Annotated in this window: 18 protein-coding genes and 1 pseudogene; 13 read left to right on the top strand and 6 right to left on the bottom strand. The window is 70.4% G+C overall.

All coding sequences use genetic code 11. The features are described from left to right. Positions 1–227: 227 nt before the first annotated feature. The 3 genes and pseudogenes from NMN56_RS30010 to NMN56_RS30000 form a co-directional block, all read left to right on the top strand. Positions 228–569 (top strand): annotated as a pseudogene (locus tag NMN56_RS30010) (YqgE/AlgH family protein); the annotation flags it as partial. Between the two features lie 222 nt (positions 570–791). Next, positions 792–1,286, top strand: coding sequence for a YqgE/AlgH family protein (locus NMN56_RS43400; protein WP_430542743.1), 495 nt, complete (start codon positions 792–794; stop codon positions 1,284–1,286). 103 nt (positions 1,287–1,389) lie between these two features. Further along, positions 1,390–1,695 (top strand): DUF3039 domain-containing protein, encoded by a 306-nt coding sequence (locus tag NMN56_RS30000; RefSeq protein ID WP_274046026.1) that lies wholly within the window; start codon positions 1,390–1,392, stop codon positions 1,693–1,695. A 437-nt stretch (positions 1,696–2,132) separates the two neighbouring features. Here NMN56_RS30000 and ybiA read toward each other — a convergent pair whose 3' ends face one another. From ybiA to NMN56_RS29985, 3 genes are all read right to left on the bottom strand, one after another. Further along, positions 2,133–2,711 (bottom strand): riboflavin biosynthesis intermediates N-glycosidase, encoded by a 579-nt coding sequence (ybiA, locus tag NMN56_RS29995; RefSeq protein ID WP_274046027.1) that lies wholly within the window; start codon positions 2,709–2,711, stop codon positions 2,133–2,135. Positions 2,712–2,906: 195 nt separating this feature from the next. Further along, positions 2,907–3,341, bottom strand: coding sequence for an SMI1/KNR4 family protein (locus tag NMN56_RS29990; protein WP_274046028.1), 435 nt, complete (start codon positions 3,339–3,341; stop codon positions 2,907–2,909). Positions 3,342–3,443: 102 nt separating this feature from the next. Further along, the gene (locus tag NMN56_RS29985) at positions 3,444–3,992 is read right to left on the bottom strand and encodes a GNAT family N-acetyltransferase (RefSeq protein WP_274046029.1); all 549 of its coding nucleotides are present in this window, start codon (positions 3,990–3,992) and stop codon (positions 3,444–3,446) included. Positions 3,993–4,167: 175 nt separating this feature from the next. Between NMN56_RS29985 and NMN56_RS29980 the strand changes: the two genes are divergently transcribed. The 5 genes from NMN56_RS29980 to NMN56_RS29960 all read left to right on the top strand — a co-directional run bounded on the left by NMN56_RS29980 (position 4,168) and on the right by NMN56_RS29960 (position 10,308). Beyond that, on the top strand, positions 4,168–5,169 hold the full coding sequence (locus NMN56_RS29980; protein ID WP_274046030.1) for an aminoglycoside phosphotransferase family protein: 1,002 nt from the start codon (positions 4,168–4,170) through the stop codon (positions 5,167–5,169). Positions 5,170–5,559: 390 nt separating this feature from the next. After that, positions 5,560–7,008, top strand: coding sequence for an MFS transporter (locus tag NMN56_RS29975; RefSeq protein WP_274046031.1), 1,449 nt, complete (start codon positions 5,560–5,562; stop codon positions 7,006–7,008). A 274-nt stretch (positions 7,009–7,282) separates the two neighbouring features. Next, a complete protein-coding gene (locus tag NMN56_RS29970; protein WP_274046032.1) occupies positions 7,283–8,041 on the top strand; it encodes an HAD family hydrolase in 759 nt (252 codons plus the stop codon). 294 nt (positions 8,042–8,335) lie between these two features. Beyond that, positions 8,336–9,298 carry a hypothetical protein gene (locus NMN56_RS29965; RefSeq protein ID WP_274046033.1) on the top strand — a complete coding sequence of 321 codons (963 nt, stop codon included), beginning with the start codon at positions 8,336–8,338 and terminating at the stop codon, positions 9,296–9,298. 167 nt (positions 9,299–9,465) lie between these two features. Beyond that, positions 9,466–10,308 (top strand): M55 family metallopeptidase, encoded by an 843-nt coding sequence (locus tag NMN56_RS29960; protein ID WP_274046076.1) that lies wholly within the window; start codon positions 9,466–9,468, stop codon positions 10,306–10,308. 202 nt (positions 10,309–10,510) lie between these two features. Here NMN56_RS29960 and NMN56_RS29955 read toward each other — a convergent pair whose 3' ends face one another. The 3 genes from NMN56_RS29955 to NMN56_RS29945 all read right to left on the bottom strand — a co-directional run bounded on the left by NMN56_RS29955 (position 10,511) and on the right by NMN56_RS29945 (position 12,153). After that, positions 10,511–11,395 (bottom strand): hypothetical protein, encoded by an 885-nt coding sequence (locus NMN56_RS29955; protein ID WP_274046034.1) that lies wholly within the window; start codon positions 11,393–11,395, stop codon positions 10,511–10,513. Positions 11,396–11,671: 276 nt separating this feature from the next. Next, positions 11,672–11,911 carry a hypothetical protein gene (locus tag NMN56_RS29950; protein ID WP_274046035.1) on the bottom strand — a complete coding sequence of 80 codons (240 nt, stop codon included), beginning with the start codon at positions 11,909–11,911 and terminating at the stop codon, positions 11,672–11,674. A 14-nt stretch (positions 11,912–11,925) separates the two neighbouring features. Further along, positions 11,926–12,153 (bottom strand): hypothetical protein, encoded by a 228-nt coding sequence (locus NMN56_RS29945; RefSeq protein WP_274046036.1) that lies wholly within the window; start codon positions 12,151–12,153, stop codon positions 11,926–11,928. A gap of 110 nt (positions 12,154–12,263) precedes the next feature. Here NMN56_RS29945 and NMN56_RS29940 point away from each other — a divergent pair, with 110 nt between their 5' ends. The 5 genes from NMN56_RS29940 (at position 12,264) to NMN56_RS29920 (ending at position 14,948) form a co-directional block, all read left to right on the top strand. After that, the gene (locus tag NMN56_RS29940) at positions 12,264–13,073 is read left to right on the top strand and encodes a helix-turn-helix domain-containing protein (protein ID WP_274046037.1); all 810 of its coding nucleotides are present in this window, start codon (positions 12,264–12,266) and stop codon (positions 13,071–13,073) included. Next, complete coding sequence (locus NMN56_RS29935) at positions 13,070–13,264, top strand: DUF397 domain-containing protein (protein WP_274046038.1); 195 nt, start codon at positions 13,070–13,072, stop codon at positions 13,262–13,264. Before NMN56_RS29940 ends, NMN56_RS29935 begins: the two co-directional genes overlap by 4 nt. After that, a complete protein-coding gene (locus tag NMN56_RS29930) occupies positions 13,261–13,446 on the top strand; it encodes a DUF397 domain-containing protein (protein WP_274046039.1) in 186 nt (61 codons plus the stop codon). Before NMN56_RS29935 ends, NMN56_RS29930 begins: the two co-directional genes overlap by 4 nt. Next, the gene (locus NMN56_RS29925) at positions 13,443–13,670 is read left to right on the top strand and encodes a DUF397 domain-containing protein (RefSeq protein ID WP_274046040.1); all 228 of its coding nucleotides are present in this window, start codon (positions 13,443–13,445) and stop codon (positions 13,668–13,670) included. The genes NMN56_RS29930 and NMN56_RS29925 overlap by 4 nt, the downstream gene beginning before the upstream one ends. A gap of 150 nt (positions 13,671–13,820) precedes the next feature. Beyond that, a complete protein-coding gene (locus NMN56_RS29920; protein WP_274046041.1) occupies positions 13,821–14,948 on the top strand; it encodes a hypothetical protein in 1,128 nt (375 codons plus the stop codon). The last annotated feature ends 6 nt before the right edge of the window (positions 14,949–14,954 follow it).

The raw sequence follows: 14,954 nt of genomic DNA, 5'->3' as shown, positions 1-14,954 counted from the left end.
TAATCGTAATGGCCCGCCCTGTGCCCGGCGTAAGGGAAAGGGGGGTCAGGGACTGTCACATCTCAGCAATAACACTCTCTGTTCCTTACGCATTACCCCAGGGTGACCGAATTCCGGCTCCACGCCTGAGGGGTGTGGCCCGGGTGTGGCCGGATGTGTGGAGGTACCGGAGGGGAGAAATGGCGGTTGGGTATCCGCGAACGGTGGTGGTGCGGGATCATTGCCCCATGACCGAGGTGTCCTCGCTCACCGGGCGGCTGCTCGTCGCCACACCGGTGCTGGCCGACCCGAACTTCGACCGCGCGGTGGTGCTCCTCCTCGACCACGACGAGGAGGGCTCACTAGGCGTGGTCCTCAACCGTCCCACTCCCGTTGATGTCAGCGACATCCTGGAGCCCTGGGCAGCCCTCGCGGGCGAGCCCGGCGTCGTCTTCCAGGGCGGCCCCGTCTCCCTGGACGCCGCGCTGGGTGTGGCCGTCGTCCCCACGGGAGGCGTCGGCCGGGCGAGAGGGGCAGCGCCGGGAGAGGGCCCACGCCCGGACGACGCGGCTCCACCCGGTCACGGAGCCGCACCTGGCGACGGGACAGGCGGCCCGACGGAACCGAACGCTCCGAACCTGAACGCTTCAAAGCGGAACGATCCCGGCCGGAGCGCTCCGGGTCGGAACGCTCCGGGCCGGGCAGCGGGCGACGTGGGCGACGTGGGCGAAGCCGAGGACGTGTGGGAGGTACGGGGCGCGCAGGACGCCTGCGACGCCGGGCTCGGTGAGCCGGGCCCCGACGCCGGGCCCCTGGGCTCCGCGGCCACCGGCGGTTCCGAGACCCCGGATGCTGCCTCCGACGTGTCCGAAACCGTCTCGGAAACCGCCGACATCTTCGACCCCGAAGCGCTGGAGACCGGTTCTTTGGAAGCGGGGGCGCTGGAAGCCGCTGCCATGGAAGCCGGCGCTCTCGACGGCCTCGACGGGGTCGGCTCCGAGGGCGAGGCCGACGGCCCACTCGGCTGGCGCCGGGTGCACGGCGCCATCGGCCTCGTCGACCTGGAGGCCCCGCCCGAACTGCTCGCCGCCGAGCTGGGCTCCCTGCGGATCTTCGCCGGTTACGCGGGATGGGGGCCGGGGCAGCTGGAGGACGAGCTGTCCGAGGGCGCCTGGTACGTCGTCGAATCCGAGCCAGGCGATGTCTCCTCGCCCTCGCCCGAGGGCCTGTGGCGGTCCGTACTGCGGCGACAGCGCAGCGAGTTGGCGCTCGTCGCGACCTACCCCGACGACCCTTCGCTGAACTGACGGCGGGAGCCGGACACCGGCGTGTTGCCCGCGCGTCCACCACGTGATGTGGGCCACGGGCCACGCCTGACGTGTGCCCGGCACATGAGTACCCTTGGACGGCATGAGCACTCTTGAGCCCGAGCGCGGCGGCAGCACCGGCACCCTCGTCGAGCCGACGCCGCAGACTTCACACGGTGACGGCGACCACGAGCGGTTCGCCCACTATGTCCAGAAGGACAAGATCATGGCCAGCGCGATGGAGGGCACGCCCGTCGTCGCGCTCTGCGGGAAGGTCTGGGTCCCGGGTCGCGACCCGAAGAAGTACCCGGTCTGCCCCATGTGCAAGGAGATCTACGAGACCATGGGCGCCGACGGCGGCAAGAACGGCAAGGACGGCAAGGGCGGCGGCAAGGGCGACAAGAAGTAGCCCCCGGCCGCACACCCGGTCTTAAGCAAGGGCTCCCCAGCGCGCCCCGCCGTTCCACGACTCGGAACGGCGGGGCGCGCTGAGTGCTTGCGCACGGCCATGACGCGCTGGGGTGCTTGCCCACGGCCCCAGGACGCCAGACGTGGGGCGCGCGGGCCATGCTGCGGCGCGGTTCGTGTTCACGGTGCGGGTGGCCACAGGGCGCGGTGCACGCTCCGTGATGCGGGGGCTGTGGTGCGCGCTTCGTGATGCGGGGGTTGACCGTGGGCTGCGGGTGCGCGCTTCGTGATGCGGGGGTTGACCGTGGGCTGCGGGTGCGCGCTTCGTGATGCGGGGGTTGACCGTGGGCTGCGGGTGCGCGCTTCGATGCGGGGGTCGGCCGCAGGCTGCGGGTGCGCGCTCCCTTCTCGCTCTGCCGCGCCTTCCCCGTTCGGGTGCTATGTGCTGGGGCCGGGGAGGAGTTCTCTGACCTCCATGAGGGCGAAACCGAGCAGGTTGGGTCCTCGCCAGTGGCGGGGTGAGGGGGCGTGTGCGTGGTCGGCGGGGAGGCCGATGCCCCACACCCGGTCGAGCGGGCTGGCCTCCACCAGTACCCGGCTTCGGGTTCCGGCGAGGTAGTCCCCGAGTGCGGGGACGCCGGAGAACTTCGCGTGATTCCCGCGCACCACGATCTCCTGCCGCCGCGCGGCCCACACCGTTTCGTCGAACCCGGCCACCTCCCGGCCCACCGCCTTGGCGTGCCCGGGGTCGGGCGAGGAGAGGACGCGTTCGGCCGCCGTACCGTCACCGAACAGCCACGCCTTGTGCGCCATCATGTAGTGCTCAGCCGTGGGGTAGGTGACGCCGTCCGCCGTGAAATCGGCCCGCCACCACTGGCTGAGGCACCCGGGCCCGGGGCCGCCGCCCTTCGTCGGCCGGTGCCCCCAGAAGAACAGGAACTTCAGCCGTTCGCCGGCCAGTTCGGCGGCTACGGCCTCCTCCCGTGAACGGGGCAGAGGGCGGGCGGACGCTGTCATGACGGGCTGTTCCCCTCTGGTCGGAGCGCCGGGCGCCCGCCGGCGGAAGTGCCGGCCGCTCGGGCCACTCGATACGGCCGGACAGCTCGGGCCGCCGCCCGGTGCGGTCCCGGAGAACGTACGTGGTCGACCCCCGCCCCCACGAGCGGATTCCCGCGCCCGCGCCCGCGCCTGCGCGGAGGCGTCGGCACCTGGCTACCGGTACCAGTCCTCGCCGTCTGCCGTGAGGGACCGCTGAAGGTAGTCGCGCAGGCCCCCGGCCACCCACCTGCGGCTGTCGTTCTCGTGCTCCCACACGAACACATCGGAACGCTCGGGCTGCCGCACGAAGGCGAACTGGTCGCCGTCGCCGTTGTCGCCGAAGAAGAGCAACGGGTCGAACGGCATGTACAGCTCCGCCAGCGAACTCTCCGTACGGAAGCGCAAGTTGTCCTCGACGATCCGCTCCAGCGGCCACACCACGTCCAGCCCGTACGGCCCTACGACGCCGTCGGTCTCCGCCAGCAGCTCAGCCAGCTGCGGAGGCAGCGCTTCCCCCAGGCGCCGTTCCGCCTCCTCCACGGCGGCGGCACCCTCCGGCTCTTCGAACTCCACTTCGTCGTACGCCTCGCTTGCACTCTCTGTCCACATAAGGCGCAGCCTAGGGGCGGAATCGGGCCCTGAATGACGCGTACGGTTCCTGCCCGTTCGCCGGCTCCGCCCGTGCACGCTCCGCCGGGCGCCGCCGCGCGCTCATGGGCGCCAGCACAGTGCGGGGTCGGGGTGTTCGGTGAAGCCGAGCGCGCGGTAGAGCGGTTCGCCGTCGGAGGACGCGTACAGGTCGACCCGCCCGATCTCCCGGGCCTTGAACCAGTCGAGCAGCCCCTGCATCAGCGCCCGGCTGTGTCCGCGCCTGCGGTACGCGGGGTCGGTCACCACGCCGACCACCTGCCCGATCCGCCCGTTGCGCAGATGCGGGCCCGGCAACCGCTGCTCGATCGTGCCGATGCCGCATGCGGCGAGCGGACGGCTTCCGCCTCCCCCGCCTCCCGCGTTACCGGCCGTGCTCCCGGCCTCGCCCTCGTCACTGCCACCGTCACCGTCACCGTCACTGTCCACGACGAGGATCCGTACATTCTCGGCTGTGAACTGTTCCTTGAGTACGGCGGTCAGTTCGTCCCGCCAACCTTCCCCGGCCGTCGGGGAGTTGAAGAAGTCGCCGTCAAGCGTCTCGAACAGCAGGGCCCGCAACCGGGTCAGTTCCGCGATGTCGTCCGGCGTCGCCCGTCTCACCTGCGTCATGTAATGACCCTAGGGTGGACTCGACACTTACCGCAACCGCCCTGGAACGGCGGCGTCCCGCTCTCCTGGCGTGCCTCTCGGTGCGGCAGCACCGGGGCCGCCGAGAGGTTCTTGGTGGACGCGCTGAAGCGGTCGGCGGGGTGGGTCGGTTCGCGCATGTGCGTAAGGTGCCCGGATGATCGAGCTGCCAGAGGCGTTCGTGCGGACCACCGTCGACCGCGAAGGGGAGCCCGGCGCGACGTGGCTCGCCCAACTCCCCGGGATCCTGGAAGAGTTGCTGGAGCGCTGGTCGTGTGTTCCGGACGGTGGGGTCCTGCACGGGGATGTCGGCGTCATCGTCCCCGTGCGGCGCCGCGACGGTACGACGGCCGTGCTGAAGGTGTCGTTCCCGCACCCGGGCAACGTCCACGAGCCGGATGCCTTCGCGGTGTGGGGCGGGCGCGGGGCCGTTCTGCTGTACGAGCGCGACGACGACCGGTTCGCGATGCTGCTGGAGCGGGCACGGACTTCGACCCTGGCGGAGGCCGGCGAACCGGGGCTCGGCGGAGCGGGGACCGGGCCAGGGGACGACGGGAGCGGCGGTGGCGGCCGGCACGCTCAGGACGACCGGGTGGCGTGCGTCGCGGGGCGGATCAATCACCGGCTGGCCGTCCCCGCGCCTCCCGGGCTGCCCCGCTTGCGGGAGCGGGCCGACGCCTGGGAGGAGCAGCTGCTCCGCGACGCGGAGGAACTGGCGCACGGGCTGTCGCGGCAAGCCGTGGACGCGGCGTTGGCGACCGTCAGCGAACTGGGGCGCGTACAGCCGGACACCCTCGTCCACGGCGACCTGCACCCCGGGAACATCCTGCGGGCCGACCGTGAGCCATGGCTGGCCGTCGACCCCAAGGGGTACGCGGGTGACCCCGCCTACGACGGGGGCACGCTGCTCAAGTCGCGCGCGCTGGTGCTGCTGGAGGCCGACAACCTGCGCAAGGCCCTGCACCGCACGCTGGACGTGTTCGCCGAGGCCGCCGGACTCGACCGTGAACGCGTGCGGCGTTGGGCCCAGTTCCACGCCGTCGACACCGCGCTCTGGGCTCGGCGCCACGGGTTCCGGATGGGGCGCGGCGAGTCCTGGCTGGAGCGGGGCACGGCGTTCGCGGACCGCGCGGCGGGGCTGCTCGCGGAACGTTCGTAGACACCCGGAACGTTCGTAGGCGTCCGGGGTGGGTCCGGGGTGCGTCCAGGGCGCCTCCAGGGTGTCTGGGCGCCCGGGGCCCGGGGCCTGGACGGGGTGCGCGAGCGGAACGTGACGTCCGCTTTCCGCCAGCACGTGCCCCCGTGCGCCCGGCACGGTGAGGGCATGAGAGAGATCGTTACGGGGGAAGTGGCTGGTCCGGGCGCCGGTCCGGACGACGGGTTGGGCGGACCGAGCTCCGACTCGGCCTCCGGACCGGATGCGATGGGGCATTCTGCGCACGGGGCCCGGACGGGGAGCGGGGCCCGGACGGGGGGCCTCGGGCATGGCCCCGCCGGGGATGGCCCGGCCGATGGCGATGCTGGTGGACGTGCCGCTTCCTGGCCCCTGTTGGCACTGCTGCTGGCGGGGCAGTTCATGGCCAGCGTGGACCTGGCGATCGTCAACACGGCCGCACCCTCGGTACGGGAACGGCTGGGCGCCTCGGACGCGCAGGTGGCTCTCGTCGTGTCCGGTTACGTCATCGCGTTCGCCGTACTGCTGATCACGGGGGCACGGCTGGGTTCCGTGCACGGGCACCGCAGGGTGTTCATGGCCGGGCTCGGCCTCTTCACCGTGGCCTCGCTGGCCTGCGGACTCGCGACAGGGCCAGGGGCGCTGATCGCCGCGCGGGTGGCGCAGGGCGTGGGCGCCGCGCTCATGGTGCCGCAGGTGCTCAGCGGGATACAGCTCCACTTCGGGGCCCGCGAGCGGACCCGCGCGCTCGGCTATTACGCGCTCGCGCTGTCGGCCGGAGCAGTGGCGGGGCAACTGCTCGGCGGCGTACTGGTCTCGGCCGACCTGTGGGGGACAGGCTGGCGGCCGATCTTCCTGATCAACGTGCCGGTCGGCATCCTGCTGCTGCTCGCCACCGCACGCTGGATGCCGACCGATCCGCGCGGGGACGCGTACGGAACCGGGCCCCAACGCGCTTACGGGAGGCGTGGGTTGGACCCGGGTGGGGTGGCGCTGTTGTCGGGTGCCGTCCTGCTGGTGATCGTTCCGCTGGTGCTGGGCGGGGACCTGGGGTGGCCGTGGTGGGGGTGGTTGTGCCTGGCCGCGGGTGGTCCGGCCTTCGCCGGGTTCGTGGTGCAGCAGCGGCGGCTCGCGGCGCGTGGCGGGCGCCCGCTGGTCGCCCCGGCAGCGGTACGTAAGCCCACTGTGCGCTGGGGCCTGGCCGCCTTCGGTGCGACGGTCTGCACGTACTTCTCGCTCCTGTTCGTACTGGCCCTCTACCTCCAGGAAGGGCTGGGGAAGAGTCCCGAGTACTCGGGGATGGCGATGGTGACCTGGGTGGCCGCCTTCGGGCTCGCGGGACCGCTTCTCCCACGCGTACCCGAACGATGGCGGCACGCCGTTCCGTTGACCGGCTGTCTCCTGCTGGCCGGTGGATACGCCGCCCTGTGGGCGTACCTCGCGACGGGCCACGGCGCCGGCCCGATGCTGTTCGTGCTGCTGACCCCCGGCGGCCTCGGCCTGGGACTCGGCAACAACGCGCTGATCGGCCACATGACGGCGGCGGTACCTTCCCGCTACGCCACCGATCTGTCCGGGGTGCTCAACACCAACGGTCAGCTCTGGGGCGCCTTCGGAGTGGCTGCCTTCGGCGGCTGGTTCCTGGCCGCCATGGGCCCGGGCGGCGGTGCCGCGTCGGCCCAGCGCGCCATGGAACACGTGACGGCCGGCTTCATGGCCCTCGCGCTCGCCGCGGCTCTGGCCTGCGTTCCGGCGACATCGGAGGCACGCCGGGCACGCACGATGGGCCCGCAACCGAAAGGGCGCCTCTCCTATGAGACGTGACGCCTTCCATGAGACGCCTCCTATGAGACGTGACGCCGCAATGCCGTAACGCGGAGCAGGACGGGACGGTGAGCCCCGTGGATACGACGGAGCCATGGGGCGAGCGGGGCGGGCAGGGCGGATGGGACTGACAGGGACAATGGGGTTGATGGGATCAGTAGGGCCGACGGGAACAGCAGAGGCAGCAGAGGCAGCAGAGCCAGCGGGAACAACGGGGCCGACCGGGCCAGCAGGACTGACGGGGCCGGCAGCGACGAGGTCGGGAGCACAGGACATGCAGGGAACACAGGGAACACGCGCTGCCGAGGAAGAAGCACGAGGAACTGAGGAAGCACGAGGAGCCGAGGAAACAGGGGAAGTCGAGGGAACACAGGGGAGTCAACTGCCGTACGGGGCCGCGCTTTTCGACCTGGACGGCACCCTGGTCGACACCGAGCCGCGCAGCAGGTCGGCCTGGGTCAAGCTGTTCGCGGCGCATGGCGTACCGGTCGAGGCCGCGACGCTCGCGGCATTCGCAGGGCGTCCCGGTAAGGAGGCCATCGCCGAGCACGCCGCCGACTTCCCGGGGTGTACGGCCGAGGAACTGTACGCGGAAGCCAAGGGGTACTCCGAGCACCCCGACCTGCCGCCTGTCGCGCCCGTCCCCGGCGCGGTCGCCCTGCTCCACCGTCTGCGCGAGGCCAGCGTCCCCCTCGCCGTGGTCACCTCGGGCACCCGGGACTACGCACACGGCGAACTCTCGACCCTCGGGGTGCTCGGACTGTTCGACACTGTGATCACCGCCGACGACGTGACTCGGGGCAAGCCGCACCCGGAGGGCTACCTAGCCGCATGCGCCGCCCTCGGTACCGAGCCGGAACGGGCCGTCGTCTTCGAGGACGCCCCCGCCGGAATCGAGGCGGCAAAGAGCGCGGGTGCGTACTGCGTTGCCGTCACCGTCACCCAGCCGGCCGCCACCCTCACTGCCGCCGGGGCCGACCTGGTCGTTCCCGACCTGACCTCGGTGCACTGGCCTGTCGGCGCCGCCGGGTAGGCATCTGCCCCACCGGTGAACTGACCTGACCGCCGACCGGCACGCCGGATCGGACGCGAGGCCGGCCCCGCGCCCTCACATCCCACGCGGGCCAACTCCCGTCCGCATGGCTTGAGTTCATGCACTGCTCCGGCCGCGGAGACCCGGCGTCCGAACTGCCGGGAGCGCTTCGGCAACACGGAACGGGGCCTACCGGTTGCAGCGCACGTGTCATAACCGGATGGCCTTTGTCGCGGGTTCGTCCCCGTCCGAACAGAGTTCCCCTCGCTGCTCACCTCCCTGGCATCGTCCGGGGTGACCGGATCGGCCGAGGAGAGCGAGAAGCACATGTTCCGAATGCATCAGCGCGCAGCCGTACTGGCGGCGGCCACCATGACCGGTGCTCTGCTGCTCACCGCATGCGGAAGCGGCGGTGAGGACGGTGGTGGTAGCGGCGACAGCGGAAAGAAGCCGGACTCGTTAGCTTCGGACGGGCGGAAGGCGGACGGCGCGAAAGGGAAGAACGAGGCGGACATCGGCACCTTGAACGGGTCGCTCAAGGAGGGCGGTGCGAAAATGCAGGACTTCGCCAAAGCGTCCGCACCGGAGTGGAATTTCGCCCGCGCCAACAATAACGATCCGTGCTGGCCGGAGAATCCGTTCGACGAGAACGGCAAACCGAAGCCGGGCGGTGAGATGAAGTTCTGGCCGGACAGCGACGGCGGCTGTGCGGAGCACGGCGGCGACTTCCCGACCTTCTGGACCGGCCGGAAGTGCACAGCGGACGAGATCCGGATCACCTACAGCATGTACCAGGCCACCAGCGGTTTCAAATCAGCCGGCCACCCGCACGACTTCGAGCACATCGACGTCATCTGGAAGAAGAACGGTTCGGACTGGACCCGTTCTGATCTGTGGCTCAGCCAGCACAGCGGGCATGAGAAGGTCTCCTGGAAGGACGCCGAAAGCTGGAACGCCGACCGGGGCAGCGCCGGAAAGGGCCTTGAATTCCCGCGCGTTTTCGTCGGATACGGCGCCCACGCCCTGTTCAACGATCAGGAAGTGGGTCTGAAGGACATCGCGTCCGCCACAAACGACAATGAGTACCGCCAGGCCGATTACCCGGCCTGGTCCGACGAAGGCGGCGGCCTGGTCGAGGTCCATCCGGACGGCGACATGTACAAGAAGTTCGACGAGAACGACGGCTCGTGGGGAGGTACGGCCGATCCCTCCATCCTGGCCGACACCATGTGCGACGACGAAAAACACTCCCGCTAGCCCAGGGATTCCCGGACTCCCCGGACACCCCAGGTTTCCCGGACTCAAGCGAGGGCCCACGAGCAAGCTCGTGGGCCCTCGTTGGTGTTCTCGCCAACACCATTCCCTGTGGGACGAATTGGGCCGGTAACCTGCGGATCACTGTGACGGAAGTGAGAGGCGGCAACATGCGGGTGTACGTCAGCGCCGACATGGAGGGCGTCACCGGACTGGTCGGGGCCGAGGACGTGCAGATGGGCGGCCGGGACTACGAGCGGGGGCGGGCGATGATGACGGAGGACGTCAACGCGGCCGTCAGCGGAGCGCTTCAGGGCGGCGCCGCCGAAGTGCTCGTCAACGACACGCACAGCACCATGCGGAATCTGCTCGTCGACCAGCTGCACCCCCGCGTCGCCCTGGTGCGCGGCAAGCCCAAGCCGATGGGGATGGTGCAGGACCTCGACGCTGACTTCGACGCCATGGTGTGCGTCGGCTACCACTCCAGGGCCGGAACGCTCGGCGTGCTCAGCCACAACTTCATGGGACACGAGATCGAGGACATGTGGCTGGACGAACGCCCCATGGGCGAGATCGGCTTCGCACACGCCACCGCCACGGCGCTGGGCGTACCCGTGGTCGCCCTCTTCGGCGACGACGCGGCCTGCGAAGAGATGCGCGCCTGGGACGACACCGTGCTGACGGCACCCGTCAAGTACGCCCGCGACCGGTTCGCCGCACGCCTGCGCCCCGCAGCCGAGGCCCGCGAGGCCATCACACAGACCACAGCCGACGCCGTCCGCCGCACCGAAGCGCGCACCGCCCAGCGTCCCGCGCCCGACACGACCCCGCACACCCTCGCCGTACGCTGGCAATCGGCCTCCGTAGCCCAGCAGTTGGCCGGCATCCCCGGCGTAACCCGCCACGACGACCGCACGGTCACCACCAACGCCCCCCTGCCCGCCCTCTTCCGCCTCTTCGGCGTCTTCATGAGCGTCGCCTACGCCTTGACGGGCCAGGCGCCGTACTGCTGAGAGGCCGAGCCGCTCGTTCCGCGCTCTTACGGTAGGGACCTAGGTGGGCGCCCTGTTCAAGGAACGGAACCGGAGTCTCCCTGTCCGGTGCCCGCACGGAGTCGTGGTCGGCCTCGGCCCGGGCCTTCGCCCAGGCCGCAGCAGTGCGAAGTGCCGCCACATGCACCTCACGCGCCAGTGGAGAAGCGGGTAGCCGCTCCATTCAGCCGACCCGACGGCGGACGTCCTGGCGGATCCGGTCGGCGCGTGCGGCGAGCGTTTCGAGGTCGTACGAATCCGGGGTGACGCCCGCGGCCGTACGGCCGTCATCGGACACCGTGGCGGCCGAACCGTCGTCGCTCCAGGCACACATGGGCGCCACATAGCTCCGGCCGCCCTTCTTCTGCGGCACGACCACGCAGGTGATCGGTGACTTCGCGCCGGGCGGGGTGATGGTGCGGCGGCGGGGCGGGGACGAGGTGTCGGAGGCGTCCACGGCTCCGTCGAGGATCTTGTCGGCCGAGGTGTCCGCGTCGGCCCGGTCGGAGTTGTACCCGAGGAAGAGATAGCGCTCGTCGCCCGACTCCGACTCGTACCACCCGGCGCGGATTTCGTCGTCCGGTCCGAGGCCGGAGTTGGCGAACCGGGGGTCGTGGCTCAGGTCCTCCGAGAGCGCGAGCCGGCCCCCGTCCACCCGCTTGGGCAGCGACAGTTCGTATGTCGTCCCCCCGGACGCGCCGGAGGACCCGGTCCTCGACTTCCGCATCTCCTGGAGCGCCGAGAACACACTCAGCAGAATGATCACCGCCAGCGCGATCACCACGTACTTCCACCCGCCCCGGCTCTTACGGGGCGGCGGCGGACCCCAGTACGGCGGCCCGCCCGGGTACTGCCCGTACGGCCCCGACGGATACGGGCCCGGCTGCCCTTGCGGTCCGCCGTACGGTCCGGGCTGGCCGTACGGTCCGGGCTGACCGTAGGGGCCTGGCCCCGCGTACGGGCCCGGTTGCGCGTATGGGCCAGGAGGCGGCGCCTGCTGAGACCCGAACGGGCCCTGCCCGTAACCGGGTTGGGGCTGCTGCGACGGCGGGGGCGGCGGTGTGGACATGGCACCTGTCTCTTCACATGGCCCGGGCGACGGGCAGCGGGCACGGCTATGGGCACGGGCATGGGCATGGGGCACGGGCATGGGCATGGCGCTTGGTCGAACACCGTATCCGTGCGCACACATCCGACCGCAATGTGTATCCGCCTCCCCACGCTGCCGGGCACCCGGCTGACGGCGGGACGAGCCCCAGGCGTCACGGTCGGACGGGGCTTCCGGAGGCGGTCGCAAGAGGTGAGGCGCGCGCGAGACTCGGTGAGTACGAATACTTGGACGGCCTCACATCCACGCGCGCACACTCCGCTCGTTGACCTCGCGTAGCTTCGCCGCCAACTCGCGGTCGCGCTGGGTGCGTACGAGCCTGCGCAGGGCGCGCAGCGAGCGCCGTTCGCGTTCGGTTGCCGTGCGTACGGCCGCGATGTGGGTACGCCATGGCCTGCGGCCAGGTCGCGTCAAGGTCAGCCACACACCGTCCGCCCGCACCACGACCGCCGGCTGCTGCCGCGTCTCGTCGTACACGGGTACGCCCCGCCTCACCGGGCGGCACCCGTACGCGCGCCGGCGCCCGTCCCGTGCGTACGTGCCAGGTGCGAGCGCCACAGCACGCGTACGTCCGCCGCGCGGCTCCCGTCCCCGTCCCGCTCGGCCGCCGCGTGCTGCGCCAGGTAACGAACGCAGTCGTCGCATCCGGCGACGGGGAGCGGCGGATGCGGCGTGGGGAATTCGGGGAGGTCGGCTTCGTACTCAACTGGCTTGTACATGGGGGCCTTTGCTCGTCGTGCCTGTTTCCTGGTCGCAGTGACGAGCATCACTCCGCATGGCTACGCTTACTAGGAGTAGCCATGTGCGAGGGAACGAAGGAACATCGCCGATGCCCGCACCCCGAGAGCTGGACCCCACAGATTCCGTAGCCGCCTACCTCGGCCACAAGGTCCGCTGCGAACGCGAAAAGCTGGCTTGGCGGCAAGAGGACCTTGCCGCCAAGGTCTTCATCTCCCGTGTACGCGTCACCAAGATCGAGCTGGGCACCGACCCGCCCAACCCGGCTGTCGCCGGTCGCTTGGACCAAGTGCTGGGGTTGGGGAACGACTTGGAGTACCTGTCGAGGCTCCTCGCCAGGGCCCAGTTCCGGGACTATGCGAAGGCGTACCTCGCCCGCCAGCTTGAGGCCACTGCGATGCATGACTTCTCGATCGTCATCCCTGGGCTTCTCCAGACGGAGGCTTACGCGCGGGCGCTGATGCTCGACGTGCAGACAGGCGATCAGGCCGAGGTGGACCGCTACGTCGAACGCCGGATCGCTCGGCAGGAAGTGTGGGCCCGTGAGGAGCCCCCGTGGATGTGGGCCGTCATCGACGCGGCCGTATTGCGTCGCCTCATGGGCAACAGGAAAGCGATGCGCGATCAGTTGTCGAGGCTGCGCGAGATGTGCGACAGGCCGCAGGTCAATGTTCAGTTCCTCCCGGAAACGGCGATCGCGATCCCGGGTTCCATCTCCCTCATCACGATGCCGAACGGCGATCAGGGAGCCTATACGGAGGGCTTCGAGACAGGCGCCTACACCGAAGAATCGAGCAGTGTTGCGCACTTCCAGCGGGTCTATGATCGGTTGCACGCCAACGCGTTGAGCGCGGACGCGTCCACAGAGCTGATCGAGAAGGCCATCGAGGATTACTCATGATCGACCTGAGCACCACCGTGTGGCGCAAGTCCAGCTACAGCGGACCGACCAACGACAACTGCGTCGAGGTCGCCGACAGCATCCTCCCCCTTGTCCCCGTCCGGGACTCCAAGGCCATCGAACGCCCCGCTCTCACCTTCGGCGTCAATGCATGGTCTTCCTTCATCGGACACCTCAAGAACCCCTCATGACGCCGGCCACGTGGCGCAAGTCCAGCTACAGCGGTAACGACAATGACGACTGCGTTGAGGTGGCCCACAACACCCCCGCACTCGTCCCCGTCCGGGACTCCAAGGCCGTGGAGGGGCCGGTGCTCACCTTCGGCCCCGGCGCCTGGGCCTCGTTCATCGACCACATCAAGGACTCCGCATGACAACCACTGCGTGGCGCAAGTCCAGCTACAGCCTTAACGACAACGCCAACTGCGTCGAGGTAGCCGACAACACCCCCGGCGCCTCCGGGACTGCCCGCACCGTCGCCGTCCGGGACTCCAAGGTCACCGAAGGCCCCGCTCTCACGTTCAGTAGGGGCGCGTGGGCGAACTTCGTCGGGGGCGGGGCGTTTCTGGCCGCCGAACTGTCGTTGCCGATCAAATAGGGGCGTCGGCAGGCGAGTTGGGCGTTAGGGGTGTGCGGCGGGGTTACGTTATGCGCGTCTCGTCGCCCGCATGCGAGGGGACGGCCCCCGAACGGTGCTAGCCACACCGCATCGAGGGCCTACACCGTCCAGTGGAAGACGCCACCAACGATGCCCAGCGATCGTAGCGCGCCAAAGCGTGCGCCTTTCCTGCAAACCCCGGAATCCCTCATCGACAACGTCGAGTTGTCGGCCACCTCGCTGCGGTTGCTGCAGGCGATGGTGAAGCTCCCGCCGCGCAACGCCCGTAACAGCGACGCTGTCGCACGCGGCCTGCGGATGGGCAAGGACCGTACGAACGCGGCCCGTAAAGCACTGCGCGAGAACGGGCACTGGCACGCGCGTAAGCGGCAGAACGTACGCGGGGAGATCCGCGACCAACGACTGGCGTCCCTCCCGCCGTTGCGTACGAGGGCGGAGACAGCGGCCGGTTGGGGCGCGGCGGAGGAGGCCGCGCGGCTCGGCAAGGACACGGCGGACTCGCGCCGTCTTGGGGTGCGCATCCTCAACTCGAACGAGTGGCTCGCGTCACCGCGCCCGTCGCCCCCACCGCGCCCGTCAGTCCCACCGCGCCCGCCGCGTCCTGAACCGGCCGCCGGTTCACCCGCTCCCCGCCCCACCCGGCGACGCCCCCAAGGGGACGAGAAGGAGAAAGACCACCACACCCCCCTCCCCGTCCCCGCACCGGCGACAGCCCCGGCGGCTCCGCCAGCCCCGTCGGATCCGCTGACCCCGACAGCTCCGACGCCCTCACATCCGGGTGGGCCAACCAACCTGGGTGGGCCAACCAACCTGGGTGAGCTGAGCGGCCCTCTCGCCCCGTACGCGCAGCGCGCGGAACGTACGCTCCTCGCCCTGCGCAGCGCGTCACCCCCGCTGGTCCTCACGCACGCGGAGGCCGGCGAACTCGCCCAGATCGCCGGTCACTACCTCCTGCGCGGTGAGAGCCCCGAGACGCTGCGCGCCGTTGTCACACACGGGCTGCCGCCGGAGGGCGTCCACTGCCCGTACGGGTTCGTGCGGGCACGTCTCCTCCGTTACGTGCCACCCGTACCAGCCGAGTGGCCCGCCGTACTGGAGGAGCGGCCCGCCGCATCCGGAACGCCCCCGGTCGCACGGGCGGAGCCCTGCCCGGGCGGCCCCGTCACCGTTCTGCGTGCAGGCAAGGGGTGGCGCGCGGCCATGGCGGTAGCGGGGTACGTGGAACGGGAACGGAGTGACGGCCTCAGTTCGGGCTGAACCAGC

Source organism: Streptomyces iconiensis (genome assembly GCF_028657195.3).
GTDB classification, from domain to species: Bacteria; Actinomycetota; Actinomycetes; order Streptomycetales; family Streptomycetaceae; genus Streptomyces; species Streptomyces iconiensis.
This window is presented reverse-complemented; position numbering and strand designations above follow the sequence as displayed.